The 18,559-nt window shown below is 38.7% G+C and carries 21 protein-coding genes and 1 pseudogene; 15 read left to right on the forward strand and 7 right to left on the reverse strand.

The window, feature by feature from the left end:
• Positions 1-170 precede the first annotated feature (170 nt).
• The 14 genes from HX062_RS10805 to HX062_RS10870 all read left to right on the forward strand — a co-directional run bounded on the left by HX062_RS10805 (position 171) and on the right by HX062_RS10870 (position 10,907).
• Entirely contained in the window at positions 171-1,199 is a 1,029-nt protein-coding gene (locus HX062_RS10805) for a cytochrome-c peroxidase (RefSeq protein ID WP_286467403.1), read from the forward strand.
• 205 nt (positions 1,200-1,404) lie between these two features.
• Positions 1,405-2,178 carry a 3'-5' exonuclease gene (locus tag HX062_RS10810; RefSeq protein ID WP_182625740.1) on the forward strand — a complete coding sequence of 258 codons (774 nt, stop codon included), beginning with the start codon at positions 1,405-1,407 and terminating at the stop codon, positions 2,176-2,178.
• A gap of 12 nt (positions 2,179-2,190) precedes the next feature.
• Positions 2,191-2,802 carry a fumarylacetoacetate hydrolase family protein gene (locus HX062_RS10815; protein WP_182625741.1) on the forward strand — a complete coding sequence of 204 codons (612 nt, stop codon included), beginning with the start codon at positions 2,191-2,193 and terminating at the stop codon, positions 2,800-2,802.
• Positions 2,803-2,808: 6 nt separating this feature from the next.
• The gene (locus tag HX062_RS10820) at positions 2,809-3,162 is read left to right on the forward strand and encodes a hypothetical protein (RefSeq protein ID WP_286467405.1); all 354 of its coding nucleotides are present in this window, start codon (positions 2,809-2,811) and stop codon (positions 3,160-3,162) included.
• Positions 3,159-4,403, forward strand: coding sequence for a competence/damage-inducible protein A (locus HX062_RS10825; protein WP_286467406.1), 1,245 nt, complete (start codon positions 3,159-3,161; stop codon positions 4,401-4,403). The genes HX062_RS10820 and HX062_RS10825 overlap by 4 nt, the downstream gene beginning before the upstream one ends.
• An 80-nt stretch (positions 4,404-4,483) precedes the next feature.
• Positions 4,484-4,720, forward strand: coding sequence for a 50S ribosomal protein L28 (gene rpmB / locus HX062_RS10830; protein ID WP_002990304.1), 237 nt, complete (start codon positions 4,484-4,486; stop codon positions 4,718-4,720).
• Positions 4,721-4,746: 26 nt separating this feature from the next.
• On the forward strand, positions 4,747-4,929 hold the full coding sequence (gene rpmG, locus HX062_RS10835) for a 50S ribosomal protein L33 (RefSeq protein ID WP_002990305.1): 183 nt from the start codon (positions 4,747-4,749) through the stop codon (positions 4,927-4,929).
• A gap of 7 nt (positions 4,930-4,936) precedes the next feature.
• On the forward strand, positions 4,937-5,089 hold the full coding sequence (locus HX062_RS10840; RefSeq protein ID WP_002990306.1) for a DUF4295 domain-containing protein: 153 nt from the start codon (positions 4,937-4,939) through the stop codon (positions 5,087-5,089).
• Between the two features lie 136 nt (positions 5,090-5,225).
• Positions 5,226-6,179, forward strand: a complete 954-nt coding sequence (gene ftsY, locus HX062_RS10845) for a signal recognition particle-docking protein FtsY (protein ID WP_182625744.1) — start codon at positions 5,226-5,228, stop codon at positions 6,177-6,179.
• Between the two features lie 8 nt (positions 6,180-6,187).
• Positions 6,188-6,622, forward strand: a complete 435-nt coding sequence (locus HX062_RS10850) for a lipocalin family protein (protein ID WP_182625745.1) — start codon at positions 6,188-6,190, stop codon at positions 6,620-6,622.
• Positions 6,623-6,624: 2 nt separating this feature from the next.
• On the forward strand, positions 6,625-6,954 hold the full coding sequence (locus tag HX062_RS10855) for a DciA family protein (protein ID WP_182625746.1): 330 nt from the start codon (positions 6,625-6,627) through the stop codon (positions 6,952-6,954).
• A 411-nt stretch (positions 6,955-7,365) separates the two neighbouring features.
• Positions 7,366-9,612, forward strand: coding sequence for a nitric-oxide reductase large subunit (locus HX062_RS10860; RefSeq protein ID WP_286467407.1), 2,247 nt, complete (start codon positions 7,366-7,368; stop codon positions 9,610-9,612).
• A complete protein-coding gene (gene ric, locus HX062_RS10865) occupies positions 9,602-10,315 on the forward strand; it encodes an iron-sulfur cluster repair di-iron protein (RefSeq protein WP_182625749.1) in 714 nt (237 codons plus the stop codon). The genes HX062_RS10860 and ric overlap by 11 nt, the downstream gene beginning before the upstream one ends.
• Before the next feature lie 136 nt (positions 10,316-10,451).
• Positions 10,452-10,907 carry a CopD family protein gene (locus HX062_RS10870; RefSeq protein ID WP_182625750.1) on the forward strand — a complete coding sequence of 152 codons (456 nt, stop codon included), beginning with the start codon at positions 10,452-10,454 and terminating at the stop codon, positions 10,905-10,907.
• A gap of 4 nt (positions 10,908-10,911) precedes the next feature.
• Here HX062_RS10870 and HX062_RS10875 read toward each other — a convergent pair whose 3' ends face one another.
• Complete coding sequence (locus HX062_RS10875; RefSeq protein WP_286467408.1) at positions 10,912-11,283, reverse strand: winged helix-turn-helix transcriptional regulator; 372 nt, start codon at positions 11,281-11,283, stop codon at positions 10,912-10,914.
• Positions 11,284-11,422: 139 nt separating this feature from the next.
• On the opposite strand from HX062_RS10875, the gene HX062_RS10880 reads away from it, so the two are divergent.
• Positions 11,423-12,565, forward strand: coding sequence for an MFS transporter (locus HX062_RS10880; RefSeq protein ID WP_286467409.1), 1,143 nt, complete (start codon positions 11,423-11,425; stop codon positions 12,563-12,565).
• 100 nt (positions 12,566-12,665) lie between these two features.
• On the opposite strand, the gene HX062_RS10885 is transcribed toward HX062_RS10880, so the two are convergent.
• The 6 genes and pseudogenes from HX062_RS10885 to murB form a co-directional block, all read right to left on the reverse strand.
• On the reverse strand, positions 12,666-13,289 hold the full coding sequence (locus HX062_RS10885; RefSeq protein ID WP_182625753.1) for an SCO family protein: 624 nt from the start codon (positions 13,287-13,289) through the stop codon (positions 12,666-12,668).
• A gap of 11 nt (positions 13,290-13,300) precedes the next feature.
• A pseudogene (locus tag HX062_RS10890) lies at positions 13,301-13,993 on the reverse strand (formylglycine-generating enzyme family protein).
• A gap of 88 nt (positions 13,994-14,081) precedes the next feature.
• A complete protein-coding gene (nirK, locus tag HX062_RS10895; protein ID WP_286467411.1) occupies positions 14,082-15,545 on the reverse strand; it encodes a copper-containing nitrite reductase in 1,464 nt (487 codons plus the stop codon).
• 236 nt (positions 15,546-15,781) lie between these two features.
• Positions 15,782-16,357, reverse strand: coding sequence for an RNA polymerase sigma factor (locus tag HX062_RS10900; RefSeq protein ID WP_182625756.1), 576 nt, complete (start codon positions 16,355-16,357; stop codon positions 15,782-15,784).
• Positions 16,354-17,460, reverse strand: a complete 1,107-nt coding sequence (locus tag HX062_RS10905; RefSeq protein ID WP_286467412.1) for a glycosyltransferase — start codon at positions 17,458-17,460, stop codon at positions 16,354-16,356. Before HX062_RS10905 ends, HX062_RS10900 begins: the two co-directional genes overlap by 4 nt.
• A gap of 62 nt (positions 17,461-17,522) precedes the next feature.
• Entirely contained in the window at positions 17,523-18,533 is a 1,011-nt protein-coding gene (gene murB / locus HX062_RS10910) for a UDP-N-acetylmuramate dehydrogenase (protein ID WP_286467414.1), read from the reverse strand.
• Between the last annotated feature and the right edge of the window lie 26 nt (positions 18,534-18,559).

Here is an 18,559-nt window from a genome sequence, read left to right on the forward strand (position 1 = left end):
TTTTTATGTAAAATTTGTTTTTGAGTGCTTTTTGGTTCGAAAGTGTTTGCTTTTGTGGTTGAAACGATGATAATTTTTCAAAATAATTTTCCTAATTGACGTGATATTTATCAGGCTTTAAGAAAAATTTTAAGCGTAATTTAATACTAGAATAAAAAGTAGTGTGAATTATGATAAAAAGACTTGTATTAATTGCCTTAGTAGCATCTTTTGTTGGATGTAAGAAGGATCAGTCTAAAGCATTCGAATATGTTCAAAAGGGGAATGCTGAGTTGCTAACAAAAGCACAAACGTTTTTTCAACCTATTTCTTCAGTTGAATTGCCAGCATTGGATTCGGCTAAGGTTGAACTAGGAAAGTATTTGTACTTTGACACGCGTTTGTCTAAAGAGGGAAATATCAGTTGTAATTCCTGTCATAATTTGAATACTTATGGGGTTGATAACCTTGCTTTTTCACCGGGAGATGACGGTTCTTTAGGAGGACGTAACTCGCCTACAGTGTTTCATGCTGCACTGCACAGCATGCAGTTTTGGGATGGACGTGCAAAAGACGTAGAGGAACAAGCTGGAGGTCCTATCTTAAATCCCGTAGAACACAACATCAAAAATGAAGAGGAATTAGAACAACGACTGCGTCAAGTAGACTTGTACAAAGAAAAATTCGCAGCTGTCTATCCTGCAGAAAAACAACCGATTACGTTTTATACGATTACCAATGCAATTGGCGCTTTTGAGCGCACATTGATGCCGGCGAGTCGGTTTGACCAATTCTTAGAGGGCGATACTGATGCGCTAACCGAACAAGAACAAAAGGGATTAGAAGCGTTTATGACAGTGGGGTGTACTACCTGTCACAGCGGTGTGGCTTTGGGAGGACAAATGTTCCAAAAATTCGGACTCTATGGCGATTATTGGAGGGAAACAAAATCTGAAAAAGTCGATAAAGGATTGGCTGATCTTAGTAAAAATGAGGCAGAAAATTATTTCTTTAAAGTGCCTGGACTGCGAAATATCGCCCATACCGCTCCGTATTTTCACGATGGTTCAGTCCAAGACTTAAAAGAAGCTGTCCGCATTATGGCTAGTCTACAAACCAATATAACCTTAACGCAAGAACAACTGGACGATATTACTGTTTTTTTAGGAAGTTTGTCTAGTGATATTCCCGCAGATGTAAAAAAATCACCCTTTGAATAAGATTTTTGCCAAGGGCGTTTGCCTGCAAAATTTCATAGGAGCTGCTCTGAAAAGAGCAGCTCTCCTAATTTATAGCTGTGTGGATTATCCCTCTCGCTGAGTCAGTTGCGCATCCTATAGGCGAATGACTGAAAAGTTAACGGGGTAAAATGTATTGGCTTAACTTATACATTTGTTATATTTGTAGATAAATAAACCAAGAATTATGGAGTTGAAATTACATAGACCTATTTGTTTTTTTGATTTAGAAACAACAGGAATAGATGTGGCAAGAGATAGAATCGTAGAAATCGCTATTCTAAAAGTATTTCCCAATGGAAATAAGGAAAGCAAAACGTGGTTAGTCAATCCTGAGCGTCCAATACCTGAGGCTTCTTCTAAGATTCACGGAATTACAGACGATAAAGTAGCGAATGAACCCACTTTTAAAGAACTGGCTCCCTTGGTTTATCAAATGATTAAAGACGCCGACTTAGCCGGATTTAATTCCGATCGCTTTGATATTCCTTTACTGGCAGAAGAATTGTTGCGCGCAGGCGTTGATTTTGATTTGGGCAACCGCGTAACAGTGGATATTCAGACGATTTTTCACAAAAAAGAAGAACGCACCTTAAGTGCTGCCTATAAGTTTTACTGCAATGAAAGCTTAGAAAACGCACATTCAGCCGCAGCAGATACGCATGCCACCTACGAAATATTGAAGGCACAGTTGGATCGCTATGACGATTTAGAAAATGATATGCGCTTTTTATCTGAATTTACAACGAGAAAGAAAAGCGTTGATTTTGCTGGTTTTATCGCTTTAAATGACGAAGGTCAAGAAGTATTTACCTTCGGAAAACACAAAGGGGTTTTGGTGGATGAAGTATTGGAAAACGAGCCCGGGTATTACGGTTGGATTCAAAATGCAGATTTCCCCTTGTATACCAAAAAAGTGCTGACAGCCCTTAAGTTGAGAAAACTCAATACTAAATTATAAAAGAGAAGTAGTATGAAAATTATCTGTGTGGGTAGAAATTATGTAGAACACATTGCGGAGCTCAATAATGAAAGGCCAGATGAACCGGTTTTATTTATCAAACCCGATACTGCTCTTTTGGGAAAAGAATTTCCCTTTGTAATTCCCGAATTTTCACAAGATATTCACTTTGAGGCGGAAGTAGTTGTGAAAATTACTAAAGTAGGGAAGTATATCAATGCGAAATTTGCTTCGAAGTACTACGAACAAGTGTCGGTGGGAATTGATTTTACCGCTCGCGATTTGCAAAGCAAATTAAAAGAAAAAGGACTGCCTTGGGAAAAGGCAAAAGCCTTTGACAATTCTGCTTTTGTAGGTGATTTTATAGCGAAAGAAACCCTGGGTTCTTTAGATCAGCTGGCTTTTTCATTGAAGCAAAATGGAACAGTGGTGCAACAAGCAACGACGGATCAAATGATCTGGAAAATTGATGAGCTAATCGCAGAAATATCGAAGTATTTCACCCTGAAAACGGGAGATTTGATCTTTACAGGTACACCTGCAGGTGTGGGACGTGTAGCTCCTGGAGATAGCTTAGAAGGCTTTTTAGGAGATGAAAAAGTATTTGATTTAATCGTAAAATAACTGGTTATGGCACTTTTTTATGATGTGAGATCGCTATACGACAAACACCACAACAAGGAAGAGCTTGTGGTGGAAGAACTGATTGACTATGTGCAACAGATGACGAAGCGATTGGATAAAATGAAAAAGCACATTGATGCAAAAAATTATGAAAAACTTCAAAAACACGTAAAAGTCCTACAACCAATGGTGGAAACTTTGGGGATGGATCAGGCATATGAAGAATTCAACACGGTGCAAGCGTGGATTGAGCAAAAAGGAAAAACCAAAGAGATTAAAGAAGTTTATAAATTGCTGCGAAAGCGCATTCGCTCTGCAGCCAAAGAAATAAAGAAAGACTATCAAATAACAGTTGAATGAAGGCGAGTATCCTGACCATTGGCGACGAAATTTTGATCGGACAGATTGTCGATACAAATTCTAATTATCTTGCGATTTATCTCGATAAGTTGGGATTTGAGATCGTGGAGATGCTATCGGTTTCAGATAGAGAACACGCGATAAAAGAAGCGATGCAACGCCAGCAAGATCGCGTGGATTTGGTGGTGATAACTGGTGGATTAGGTCCGACAAAAGACGACTTGACCAAACAAGTGTTTTGCAGCTATTTCGACGATGTATTAGTGGAGGATGCTCATGTGTTTGCCCATGTAAAGACGTTGATTGAGGGGTATTTTAAACGCCCTATCTCCGAGCTGAATCGCAAGCAAGCTCTAGTGCCGTCTAAGGCAACGGTATTGTTTAACCCATTGGGAACCGCGCCGGGTATGATGATGCAAAAAGGGAAAACACATTATGTCTCCCTACCAGGTGTTCCCTTTGAAATGAAGGGAATCGTTTCTGATGCATTGACACCTGTGTTAAAGGAAAAATTTACTTTGCGCTTTAACGTTCATAAAACGGTGGTGGTTTATGGCATAGGTGAGAGCTTGTTGGCGGAATACCTAAGCGATTGGGAAGACGGATTACCAGCTGAGGTGCAGTTGGCTTATCTGCCGAGTAGAGGCAGGGTGCGTTTGCGTCTGTCGTCTTCGGGAACGGATAAAGCAAGCATCGAAGCGAAGTTGGATCAACTTATTGCCGCCATACCTGCGACTGTCAAAGCACAGATTCGGGCCTATGACGATTTGAGTCGATCGGAAGTAGTGATTGAAAAATTAAAAACAGCAGGCAAAACAATCGCTTGTGCAGAGAGTTGTACAGGTGGGCGATTGGCCACGCTATTTAGTGAAAAAGAAGGCGCCTCTGCCTTTTTTAAAGGAGGAGTGGTGACGTATGCAACCCAATCGAAGATTGATCTTCTAGGGGTTAAAAAAGAAACTATTGAGGCTTATAGTGTCGTCAGTGAGCAAGTCGCTTGTGAGATGGCTGAACGAGCCCGTGAAAAATTTAAAGCGGATATCGCCGTGGCTACAACAGGAAATGCTGGGCCTTCTAAAGGCGATTCTCAGGTGGCAGTGGGTACTGTATATGTGGGGATTACCTCTAAACACGGCACTTTTGCAGTAAAGTATGAATTAGGTCAACCCAGAGATCAAGTAATTGAACGCGCTATTAGCCGCGCTTTGGAGTTGGTTTATAACGAAATATTAAAAAAATAGTAGAAAGATTTTGTTTAATAAAATTCTTTTTCTTTACTTTGCACCCTGATTTTGAATATTGAAATAAAAGATTAGATATAATGTCAAGAGTTTGTGAAATTACTGGAAAGAGAGCAATGGTTGGAAACAACGTCTCTCACGCGATGAATAAAACTAAAAGAAAGTTTTCTGTAAACTTAATTAAAAAACGTTTTTACATTGCTGAAGAAGACAGATGGGTAACATTAAAATTGTCTACCACTGCATTAAAAACAATTAATAAGAAAGGGATTACTGCTGTTTTGAAAGAAGCAAGAGTAAAAGGATTAGTAAAATAATTCGACCATAAAAAACAAGGAAAACGATGGCAAAGAAAGGTAATAGAATCCAAGTAATCTTAGAGTGTACTGAACATAAAGCATCTGGTTTACCAGGTACTTCAAGATACATCACAACTAAGAACAAGAAAAACACACCTGATAGATTGGAAATTAAAAAATTCAACCCTATCATGAAAAAAGTAACAATTCATAAAGAAATTAAATAATTAAGTCATGGCAAAGAAAACCGTAGCTACTTTAAGAACATCTTCTAAGAAGTTGACTAAAGCAATTAAAATGGTTAGATCTCCAAAAACAGGTGCTTACACATTTGTTGAGTCTGTTATGGCTCCTGATTTTGTAGATGAATTCTTGAGTAAAAAGTAATTTACCATTAGATATCTTGAAAAAAAGCTGCCTTATTAGGTAGCTTTTTTCATTTTTATACCTTTCAAGTTATAGCCGACTGCTATAAGATGATATACTTTTATTCTTTATATTTGTACAAACTAATAGGAACGTTATGAGTTTTTTTAAAAGAATTTTTTCTTCAGAAAAAAAGGAAACTTTAGATAAGGGATTAGAAAAATCTAAAACGTCTTTTTTCTCTAAATTAACCAAAGCAGTAGCTGGTAAATCCAAAGTTGATGACGATGTTTTAGATAACCTAGAAGAAGTGTTAGTATCCTCTGATGTAGGGGTGAATACAACGCTGAAAATTATCGAGCGCATTGAAGCAAGAGTTACTCGTGATAAATACGTTGGAACGGATGAATTAAATCAAATTTTGAGAGAAGAAATCGCCGGGTTGTTGTCTGAAACAACTTTAGGTGAATCGACCGAATTTGAAATTCCCAAAGATAAAAAGCCCTATGTAATCATGGTGGTAGGAGTAAATGGTGCTGGTAAAACAACGACTATTGGAAAATTGGCCTATCAATTTAAAAAAGCTGGATTACAGGTGGTATTAGGAGCGGCTGATACTTTTAGAGCTGCTGCTATTGACCAATTGCAAGTGTGGGCCGATCGCGTTGGTGTGCCAATTGTTCGTCAGCAAATGGGAAGCGATCCCGCTTCTGTAGCATTTGATACCTTGCAATCTGCCGTTACACAAAATGCCGATGTTGTGATTATTGATACGGCAGGTCGTTTGCACAATAAAGTGAATTTAATGAATGAGCTTTCTAAAGTGAAACGCGTGATGCAAAAAGTGATTCCTGATGCACCACACGATGTGATGTTAGTGCTCGATGGATCCACTGGTCAAAATGCATTTGAACAAGCCAGACAGTTTACCGCAGCAACAGAAGTAACTTCTTTAGCTGTGACTAAATTAGACGGAACAGCAAAAGGCGGTGTAGTTATCGGTATCTCTGACGAGTTTAAAATCCCTGTTCGCTATATTGGGGTAGGAGAAGGAATTGAAGATTTACAAGTATTCAATAAATACGAATTTGTCGATTCGTTTTTTAAATAATCTATAGGATGCGCAGTATTAAAATTATAGCAAGTCTACTCTTGGTTGTCGTGTTTCAAGCTTGTCAATCAAAAGCAGATGTGAAGTCCATCCAAGCCCATATCAACGGGTATTGGGAAATTGAAAAAGCACAACTGCCAGACGGCACTGAAAAAGATTACTCCATTAACACAACTATTGATTACTTCGAATTAAAAGAAGATCAAACAGGAGTGCGCTACAAAGTTACGCCACAATTTAATGGAGAGTTTTTGACTAATGATGTGCCTGAAACTTTTGTCGTAAAACAAAAAGATAATGGGATTTGGTTGGCGTATAAAACCGAATTTTCCACTTGGGAAGAACAAGTGTTGTCTGTCACAGAAGATAAGATGGTGATGGAAAACGAAACAAAAATTAAGTACTTTTATAAAAGAGCTAATCCGATTCAAATCAAAGAATAGAAGTGAGTAAATACAATCCTTATCAACGCAATAAAGTAACCCCTCGGGTAAGAGAAGGCAAAGGAATGGCTGATTTATTACAGCTTTTTAGAACGGAAAACAACCTAGACCATGGACTAAATGAATTTGATGTTTTCGATGCTTGGAAAGTTGTGTTAGGACCTGGTATTGCTTCTTATACCCAGGATTTGGCGTTTAAAAAGAACACGCTCTACGTCAAGCTATCTTCTTCTATTGTTCGCGATGAACTTGGGTATGGAAAGGATAAAATTATCAAAATGCTCAACGAAGAATTAAAAAGAGAATTAATTGTCTCACTTGTTTTGAGATAGCGAAGCAATCATAAATCATACGAAAGCGATAAGTAGGTCAAATACTTGTCGCTTTTTTTTTATTACTAATTAAAAGACATTTATGTCTTTTATTGTAAAAATATAATGTATATTTGTAGTAGTTAAGTTGAAGCTAGGTGTAGTAGTCCATGTCGTGGATGAAGCTTCTATCGAGCAAGGCTGTGGTTTGGACTTGGTTCACTGTGCTGAAAAACAGCTGAGTTCCATTTCTTCTATATTCAAAGCAATCAGTGTGAATGGCAACCTATAGGAGAAACAACAACCTTAAAAGAGTTCATCCAGGGAAGCAAGTTGGCATGGCTCTTTTAAAGATTTGAACGTATGACGGGAAGGAAGATTCCCTTTTTTTATAACAACATAAAAGACATTTTTGTCCTCTATTTTAAGCTAATGAATACAAGTCAAAAAAAATTGTGGATAGCCTTTACGGTAGTAATGCTATTCTCCTTTGGGGTTCTTGGATACTACGGGTTTGAACTCTATCAAGAAGCGCCTCCCATACCAGTAGAAGTTAAAACAGCAGATGGGCAAGTAGTTTTGGTTGAAAGCGATATTCGCGATGGTCAAAACGTTTGGCAGAGTATAGGAGGACAAGAAGTGGGGTCTGTTTGGGGACACGGAGCTTATGTTGCACCCGACTGGACGGCGGATTATCTGCATCGCGAAGCCCTGTTTTTGTTGGATTTCTATACGAATCAAACCTATAGTAAGCCTTATGCCTCAGCGAGTCCAGAAGAGCAAGCAGCACTACAAGTGCAATTGCAGCGCATGATTCGCAACAATACATATGATAAAACTACAGGAGTATTAACGATTACAGCAGAGCGAAATCAAGCGCGCTTGTATCTCCAAGACTATTACGGCAAGTTGTTTACTGACGATCCTGCCTTTGATCAGTTGCGCAAGGATTATGCTATCCCTAACAACGCAATTAAAGATACAACTCGATTAAAGCAAATGAGTGCGTTTTTCTTTTGGGCAACTTGGGCAACAGTTACCAACAGACCTGATCACAATATCAGCTATACACACAATTGGCCTGCGGATGAATTGGTAGGCAACAAGGCAACAACACCTTTATTAGCTTGGTCTGGCGTTAGTATTATTCTGCTCATTTTTGCAGTAGGTATGTTGGTGTATTACCACGTAGCATCTAAGAAAGAGGAAGAAGAACTAGTACCTGTTGCAGATCCTGTTTCCAATGGAACGACAACAAAGAGTATGACCCGATTGAAAAAGTATTTCTGGGTAGTGTGTTTGTTGATGTTACTCCAAGTAGGTTTGGGAATTATTACAGCACATTATGGTGTAGAAGGACAAGGACTATATGGTATTCCACTAGATCAAATGCTGCCGTATGCTGTAACGCGTACTTGGCACACCCAGTTGGCTATCTTTTGGATTGCCACAGCTTGGTTGGGGACAGGACTTTACATTGCCCCTGCCGTTGGAGGTAGGGATCCAAAATATCAAGTCTTTGGTGTTGACTTTTTGTTTTTTGCCTTGCTGATTATTGTTTTGGGATCAATGATTGGACAGTGGTTCGGTATTATGCAAAAGTTAGATTTAGTACAAAACTTCTGGTTCGGTCACCAAGGATATGAATACGTTGATTTAGGGCGTTTTTGGCAACTATTTCTCTTCGTTGGACTCTTTGTGTGGTTGGCGTTAATGATTCGTCCTTTAGTGCCTGTTTTAAAGGAAAAAGGCAGTCATCGCAACCTAATCATCCTCTTTTTAATTTCATGTGGAGCGATAGCCTTGTTCTATGGAGCAGGTTTGATGTGGGGAAGACAGACTAATTTAGCTATTGCAGAATACTGGAGATGGTGGGTGGTTCACTTATGGGTAGAAGGATTCTTTGAGGTATTTGCAACGGTGGTTTTGGCATTTTTATTTGTTCGCATGGGATTGATAAAAACCAAAACGGCAACAAATGGGGCGTTATTCTCTACCATTGTCTTTATGTCAGGCGGAATTATAGGAACCTTTCACCACTTGTACTTCTCTGGAACGCCAACTGCAGTCATGGCTCTAGGAGCGACTTTTAGCGCCTTAGAAGTTGTTCCATTAACCCTGATTGGCTATGAAGCCTACGAGAATTACAAGCTGTCGAAACAGCAAGGATGGCTGCAAGATTACAAATGGCCGATTTACTTTATGATAGCCGTGGCTTTTTGGAATTTCTTAGGTGCAGGTGTATTTGGGTTTATCATCAATCCTCCGATTGCGCTGTATTATGTTCAAGGATTAAATACAACACCACTGCACGGACATACGGCCTTATTTGGGGTATATGGGATGCTGGGAATTGGCTTGATGCTCTTTGTTTTGCGAAGCATGTACAGACAGGTACAATGGAATGAAAAATTATTAAAAATAGGCTTTTGGGGACTGAATATCGGTTTACTCCTCATGGCGTTGTTGAGTCTTTTACCAATCGGTATTTGGCAAGCCATAGCGAGTATTGAACACGGGATGTGGTATGCGCGTTCAAGTGAATTGATGCAATTACCTGCCATGAATACCCTTAAATGGTTGAGAACTATTGGCGATGTAATCTTTACCATTGGAATTTTTGCCATCGTCTTATTTGTATTCAAATTAACACTTAAAAAAAATAACCATGAAAAATAGAACAATTGGCTCATTTGTAGCAGAAGATTTTAGAACAGCAGCAGTTTTCAACAAATACGGAATTGATTTTTGCTGTAAAGGGGGGCGAACCCTGGATGAAGTATGTGAAAAGAAGACAGTAAACCCGGAGGAACTACTCAGTGAGTTAGAAGGCGTTTTGAATCAACAAACCGAAAATAATATCGACTTTAGACATTGGCCTTTGGATTTATTGGCTGACTATATCGAAAAAACGCATCACCGCTATGTGGAAGAAAAAATTCCAGTATTGCTACAGTTTTTGAATAAGCTAAGCAAAGTACACGGTGAAAGACATCCGGAGCTCTTTGAAATAAATGAACTGTTTACGGGATGTGCACAAGAACTTAGTCAACATTTGAAAAAAGAGGAGCTAGTGTTATTTCCCTTTGTGCGAAAAATGGTCACTGCAACGATTACTGGACAAGCAATTGAAGCTCCTCATTTTGGCACGGTCGAGCACCCCGTGGAGATGATGATGCACGAACACGATAACGAAGGAGAGCGATTCCGTAAAATAGCCGCCTTGTCAAATAATTACACCCCTCCTGCAGATGCGTGTAATACATATAAAGTGACATTTGCCATGCTCAAAGAATTTGAAGAAGATCTTCACAAGCATATCCACTTAGAGAACAATATCTTATTTCCAAGTGCAGTGATACTAGAACAAAAAATGAATTAATTCTTTTGACTAAAACAGGAGGGGTTGATGGAGAAAAGAGGAAAGAGAAAAGAGGAGTTGACCTCTCTTGTTTTCTGAAAAGACTAATAGGAAAAGTTGAATAGCTGTTTTATATTCGTATAGTAAAAATCAAACTATGAGTGAGTTACATCTTTTATTGATACTCCATTTGGTTGGAGCTACAATCTGGGTAGGAGGACATATTCTGCTTTGTACCGTTATTTTACCTCAAGTATGGAAGGAGAAATCGGTAGAAAAACTGTTTAACTTTGAAAGTCGGTATGAGTGGATTGGCATGCCTGCATTGCTCGTGATGTTGATTACTGGTGTGCGAATGGCGTATCTCTACAATGTGAAAATAGCGCAATGGTTTGCCTTTGAAACACCTATTGAACGCGTAATTTCACTCAAATTGAGCCTATTGTTCGCTATTGTTTTACTCGCACTTAGTGCACAATTTTATGTGCTACCTCGTTTGAAAACCAGCATAAGCAAATTGCCGTTAATGGCTTTTCACATGATTGCTGTCACACTCATTAGTTTGGCGATGTTGATTTTGGGAAGTTTCGTGCGATATGGAGGAATGGTCTAAATCCTTACTTTATTTTACTTTGATACGCTCGATGTTTCGCTCCCCATTGTTCTAATGCAGGCCATATTGGAAGCAAATCTAACGCGATAGAAGTCAAACTGTATTCTACACGCGGAGGCACTTCAGCAAATACTTGCCTGTGAATGAGCTCGTCTGCTTCTAGCTCTTTTAATTGAAGCGCTAGCATGCGATCCGTAATCCCGTGAAGCTTTTCTTTTAATTCGCTAAATCGCAATACTTTGTATTCCGCTAGATGGAATAATATCATCATTTTCCATCGACCACCTATTTTACAAATCGTATAAATGGCATCGCAATTCGCGGTTATAAAATCTCTATTGATACTATTGGTTGAATTTTCTTTTCTCTTTGCCATGACTTACAAATTTGTTAGTTACTCACAATAGAGGTTTGGTTAGTTTCCAATCCTTACTCGTTTTATTTTTGTCCACATTCAATTCAAGGCAACCAAAATATAAAATGCCTTGTCTACAAAAGTATAACGATTATTTTTTATGAAAAAATATGCTTACGCAGGAGCTCTAGGTTTATGGAGTATTATTACCACCGAATTTGGTGTTATTGGAGTATTACCACATATTGCAAGTCATTATCAAATTTCAATTGATCAAGCAAGTTGGTTATTGAGTGGTTTTGCATTGGTTATCGCCTTTTTTGGTCCTTTTATGACTATGCTTACCGCTCAAATAGATAAAAAGAAAATGATGCTAATCGCTCTTGCACTTTTCACTAGTACCAGTTTCTTATCTATATTGTTGCCTTCTTTTGGAATCCTCATGCTATTGCGATTGATCCCTGCTTTACTTCAACCCGTGTATATCGCCAATGCATTGGCCGTAGCTGTAAATACCAGCCCTAAAGAAGAGGCAAGTAATCGAATGAGTATCGTTTTTAGTGGAATTACAATTGCTTCTTTTACGACGATACCTTTAGCTACGTATTGGACCAACCTAGTGGGGTTGCAAGCAGTTTTTGTCATTCAAACGCTAATTAGTGCGCTTGCGTTTATAGTGATTTATTTTGTATTACCTCCTGTGGCAGGAAACCGTACAACACTCCCTGTCGGGATATGGGGAAGCCTGAAACAAGCCTCATTCATGCGAAGTGCACTTGTCAATTTATTTGTTATTGCGATGTGGTTTAGCGTTTATAGCTACTTTGCTGATTACCTCAATAAAGAAAAGGGAATGTCCGGTTATGAGGTAAGTAGTATGATTCTACTTTTTGGTGTAGTTGGGGTAGTAGCCATGGTTATAGGGGGTAAAATACTGAACAAAGGGGTTGTGTTTAGTAATGCCTTTTATGTTATTGGCGCAGGGTGTATAGCTATATTGCTATACGTATCTGGGAGTAACCTGTTTTTTACTAGCAGTTTAATCGTTCTTTGGAGTTTGTTCTATACTCCTGTTTTTCTTCAGGTCACTGCTTTTTTACAACGTACAACTTCAATTCCTTTTGAATTGGTAAGTAGTCTCTCAACCTCTCTTGGAAATTTAGGTATTGCATTAGGAACCTTTGTAGGTGGAAAGGTGATAGCAAACTATGGAATGCATTATTTGCCTTTAGTCATGCTTGGGTTTGCTGGAATAAGTTTTGTTTGTATTTTTTGGGTTGCAAGTAAAAATAAATCAAAATAAAAATACGGTTTACAGTTAACTGTAAACCGTAAACTATTGATTTTTATCGGTTAATATAGCTGAATAAAACAGTGTTTTTCCAAAGTAACTAGTTGCTTTTTTAGGGAATTAAGGCGAGCTGATGCTCAATTGCTTTAACAGTAGGAGCGTAGTCGATGCCTAGTCCTTCTTGTTGATATTCCAATTCGCCTTTTGTATTAAATACGCTGATGATATTGGAATGTGAAAAATCGATAGGGGAGATCTTCTTGTAATTAACGGCAAGTGTAGCGGCAAATTCTCTTGTATTTTCTTCTGTAGAGCGCAGGAAAAGCCATTGATCTCCGTCCATTTTATTTTCTTTGGCGAAGGCTTTTAATCGTTCAGGCGTATCTACTTCAGGATCAATACTCACCAAAACGTATTTTAGGCGGTTTTTGTTTGCTCCTGTAACTCTTGTTTCAATATGGCGCATATCGGCAACCAATCGCGGACAAGCTGCTTTACACGAGGTATAAATCATCACCATGACTATTACATTTCCTTGCAGATCCTTGAGTTCAATTTCACGACCCTCTTGGGTAGTCCAAGTAGACGGGAGATTGTATACCGATAAGTCAGATAGTTCTGTGGTAACTGTTGTTTGTTCATTTGATCTAGTGATTTCTTCTGCCTTTTTTACTTCTTTACAGCCGGTCAATAGTAGAACAAAAGAAGTGAGAAGTGATAGTGCTATCTTTTTCATAAACTTGTATTTTAGAGGTTTTTGGCGCAGCGAAAGCCCAAATTGACAGTGGTGAAATTGGCACGCAAGCTTGAGCGAAAACCATAACGCATAAAAGCGGCATAGTCCATTAAATCCGTAGCGTTGATCGAAGCACTGCCACAGAATAAATTCTCGTCATTACCTTTGTCTTTTCGACTTTCGCCTGACAAAAATATGGCATTGTAATCGTAGACCCATTCCCAAATTAACCCGTGCATATCATAAATTCCCCAATAGTTTTTTGGTGTGCTTTCTACTGCATTGAGGTAGGTTCTTGGGGTTTCATACCAAGCGAGAATATATTGGTTATAGGCTTCTTTTTCTCTTGCATCGAGTTGTTGTGCGTCTGCCATGGCTACGTATTCCCATTCGTCTAAAGTAGGTAGTCGCTTGCCTTGACATTCACAGTATTTTTTTGCTGCAAACCACGAGACGTTTGTCACTGGAGCGTCTGAGCGCAAATCACCATAGTTAAGGTCTCCTTTTCAGTGTGAGAGGTAACTCTTGTTGGCAAATAATGCCTTGATTTGCGAACGACGATACCCTGGGTTTTTATTCAAAAATTCCAAGTATTGCGCATTCGTAACCGCATGCGCATCCAATTGAAAAGAGGAAAGCTGTACATAGCCTTCTTCTGTACTGCCATATAGGGGTACAAACGTACCGCTGCGTATGGTTTGCATTGGGGTTGTTTGCTGTGCGATCCCCCACGAAAAGTGAAAAATGCACAGCAGAGTAACCCAATAAGTGATGCGGTTTATTCGAGACATATTATCTGTTTTTTTGAACCATTTGAGGAGATACAACGGTTTTATTATTGCCCCAACTGTTGTAGACATAGGTCAATACATCCGCAATTTCTTGATCGCTTAAGTTTTGACTCGTCATGATGGAATTGTATTTTACCTTGTTTACTGTTATTTCTCCTTCTAAACCATTAATAACTGTTTTGATCGCTCGATCTACATCTGCATTTAAATAGTCCGATTTGGCCAGCGGAGGAAAAATCCCTTCAATTCCTTGTCCTTCAGATTGATGACAGGCAAAGCAAGTACGCGTGAAGATACTTTTTCCATCAGCCATTTGTTGAGCAAGTGTTTTATTTTCGATTACCTCTTTCTTCTGACTTGCTGTTGGCATGGTTTGAATCGTTCCTCCTTCGGGAAGGTAGATTCCCTCTTTAATTTTTCCAGCAAATACTTTTTGGTTTTCCTCTCCTTCAACCTTTAGCATGCCTAAAGCCCCTTTGTTAAAGGCTCTGAAAATTGAGTGATCCACTAAAACAAAGGTACCTGGTGTATTGACTTTGAACTCGACAATTGCGGCACCACCGGCAGGAATAAGAGTGGTTTGCACGTTTTCATTGACTAAATCGCCACCTTCAACCTGTACGCGATCGAAAATTTCCCCAATTAGGTGGAAGGAACTAACGAGATTAGGACCTCCGTTTCCAACGAATAAACGCACCGTTTCCCCAACTTTAGCAGTAATAGCATTTTCGTTGACTAAACCGTTTACATGGCCATTAAATACTACGTAATCCGCTTGTTCTTTAATTGCTTTGTTCATGTCAAACGGTTGAAGTCCTTTTTCACCATAGTTGCCCTTAGTGTAAAAATCCCCTTGCATTATGTAATATTCTCTATCCACAGGGGTTAGTCCTCCTTCAGGTTCTACTAAAATAAGGCCATACATACCATTGGCAATGTGCATTCCCACTGGTGCTGTAGCGCAATGGTATACATAAAGACCTGGATGAAGGGTTTTAAATGAAAAGGTAACCTCATGTCCTGGTGCAACAAGCGATGAGGCCGCTCCACCTCCAGGACCTGTAACTGCATGCAGATCAATGTTGTGGGGAAGCTTGTTGTCCGGGTGATTTTTTAAGGTAAATTCTACTTCATCTCCTACACGTGTGCGAATGAAACTACCTGGCACTGTTCCGCCAAACGTCCAATACATATAGGTCACGCCGTCTACCATTTCACCTTCTTGTTCTACTATCTCTAAACTGACATTCAATTTTGTTGCTGCGCGTTTTCCTACTGGTTTGGGTACATATGGTGGAGCTGTTAATTCTGCCTCATTTTCACCATGAGCAACTATGCGCTCTGCCCAATCTGCATTTTTAATGACCTTCGACTCTTTTGGAGAGCAACTACCCAAAAGTAGTGAACTTAGAAGCAGTACTATAGCCCCGAGGTTCCTTTTTAAATGTTGTGATTTTCTATTCATAATCAGCACTTTTATTGTTCATTTTCATATACTAAATATAAAAGACATTTTTGTCTTGTATATTGATATTTATCAGGATTTAGTGAAAAATGAAACAATAAAATAAAGGGTAGTAGTTTGAGTGGTAGGGCAGTATAGGCGTGTGAACCTAGACCTAGTAAGTTAGGTCAAAGAAAAAATAGGAGGCAATCTTGTCTCTCTGTTACTCGAGATGTGGAAAAATCGCTTAGGGGAATTTAGATTGTGAAATTCTGATCGATTGACTTCAAAATAATTTCTGCGAGTAATTTTTTTGCTCGCATAATTTTAATTTTGACGTTGTTCAGTGGTTCGTTTAGTATTTGCGCAATTTCATTATACGACAGTTCTTGAAAGAATCTCAATTCAATAACCTCTTGATAATGGGGTTTAAGAAGGCGGATGTAATTCTTGAAAATCTCTAAATTTTGCTCTCGAATTAATTCATCTTCAATGGTGTCAGAATCGTCTATAATATTGTTGTACTGTTGATTTTCATCGCTAATGTCTACAAAATGTACATTTTTTCTTTTTCGGATTAGGTCGATATGGGTGTTTCTGGCAATGGTCAGTAACCACGTATTAAAAGCGAAGGAATCGTCATAAGATTCAATGCTACTAAAAGCCTTAGAAAAGGTTTCAATCGTGATATCTTCTGCGTCGGTTTCATTGGCAGATTGTTTTAGAATGAAATGATACACTTCAGACCAATATTGATTTAACAAGGAGGTGAATGCAGATTGATCTCCTTGTTTTGCCGCTGCTATACTTTGATGTGTTGCGCTTGTTTTCAAATTTTCTTACGAGTGATAAAGTGTTTAAACGCAAAATAATGGCCAGATAGTATGTGGATTATTTCAAAAAATGGAAATACCCAAACCAAATCTTTCTCATTGAAATTCTTCAACAATTTTGCAAAGTAGAAGGTAGTGATTAAATGTCGAATCACAAAGATACCCACTAGTATTTCCCATTGGTAGAGATGTAGTAAAAGAAAGGCTAATAAAACATAGAAAACCAAAAGGCTAAAGTGGTAAAAACGCAGTTTTAACTGATTGAAAATAGAGGTTCTCTTTAGTAGTAAATCGGATTTTTTTTGAATTTTAAAAGCATTGCGCCAAGAGCTTTTCTCTGCCAAGGTATTCATACTTTCAGGTACAATAGTAATTGCTGTATTGGATTTTGTGGCAATTTGTCTGATGAATTCTTGTTCCTCTCCTTGAGAAATTTTCATTTCTTTGATAAATCCATTTACCTTGAAAAACAAACTTTTTTTATAGGCTTGGTTATAGCTATTCCCGTACAAGGGTTTTCCTACTTCGACCCACACAAAGTTGTGGAGGGATTTTAAAAAGTACTGGAATCTCGCGTATTTATTACTCAAGCTTTTTTTCTTTTTAACAAGGGTTGTATGCGCAATCACCACTTGTTTTTTGGTGGTGAAAAGCGAAGTCATACTCGCGATCCAATGCGGTGAGTTGGGAAGAACAGTAGGTTCTGTAAAAAGTAAGTTTTCAAAGGAAGTCATTTTGATTCCCAAGGTCAATGCATATTTTTTATTCCCCCAAAAGGCTTCGTTATTCTCTACGTTGACTAACTTGGCAAAGCGATGTTGAGCGACAAATTGCTCTAAGAGTTCTAAACTCTCATCTTCGGAGGCATTGTTGACTAAGACAATTTCGAAGGTAGCATACTCCTGAGCAAGTAAACAGTCGAGAAACTGGGGTAATTCAGCCTCATTGTCCTTAATGTACACCACAACAGAAACGGGAAGGTCTTGTTGTGTAGGCCTGCTTTTTAGTGCTCCATTAAAGGCGATATTGCTGTATAGTACAACAAAATATAACGCATGGAATAAAAGAATACCTATCAGTATGTAAAATAAGATGGTTAGCATAGGAGATATACAATTTTAACGAGGAGCAAAGGTACCAATAATCGCTTTTTTGTGCAATACATCTAAAAGATATTCACTTCAGCTTCTAAATGAATATTAAAAATGTTAAATACTTCATTCTGAATGGTTTCGGCAAGTTTTTTAAGTTCAATGCCTTGGGCTTTGCCGTAGTTGACAAGTACAAGGGCTTGCTTGCTGTGTACGCCAGCATCGCCAATGCGATAACCTTTATAGCCAATTGTCTCAATTAGCCAACCTGCAGGAACCTTGGTGAAGGCTTCGTTTACCGGATAGGAAGGCATCGTAGGGTATTTGGCCTGTAAGCGTTCAAACAGCTCATTGCTAATAATAGGGTTTTTAAAGAAACTTCCACTATTTCCCAATTCAGCAGGATTCGGCAATTTACTGCTGCGAATGCCAATAACGGCATGGCTGATGTCCTGAATAGTTGGTGTTGTAACCCCCATCAGTTCTAATTCCTTTGCTATAGCCCCGTAATTGGTGCGTAGCAAATGATTCTTCTTTGTGAGTTTATAGGTTGCAGCAATGATGATGTATTGATCTTTTGCCTCTTTTTTAAAGATACTCTCTCTGTAGTCGAATTGACAAGCGGCATTAGTGAATTCTTCTATTTCTAAGGTTTTTATATTCAGTGCTTTACAGCTAACCATGTTGTCTTTGATTTCAACGCCATAAGCGCCAATATTTTGAATGGGTGTCGTCCCTACGTGTCCTGGTATGAGGGAAAGATTTTCTAATCCTCCAAAATCCCTAGCTAGGGTCCATTGTACAAAATCGTGCCAAACCTCACTTGCACATGCCTCTACTACAACAAAATCCTCCTTCTCTTCGACGATTGTAATTCCCTTGAGATTGAGTTTGATTACTAAAGCTTCGATGTCTTGGGTTAACAGCATATTGCTACCACCACTCAAAACAAAATACTCCTGATTGGGCGTCGATTGTATCAGTTGTTTGAGGGCTTCAATAGAATTGATTTGGGTAAAGCGTTTTGCCAGCACATCAATGCCAAACGTATTATAGGGTTTTAGCGAAATATTTTCTTGAATCATAGCGTATTGTAATTGTACTCCGTTTG

Source organism: Myroides sp. DF42-4-2 (assembly GCF_030326445.1).
GTDB lineage: Bacteria > Bacteroidota > Bacteroidia > Flavobacteriales > Flavobacteriaceae > Flavobacterium.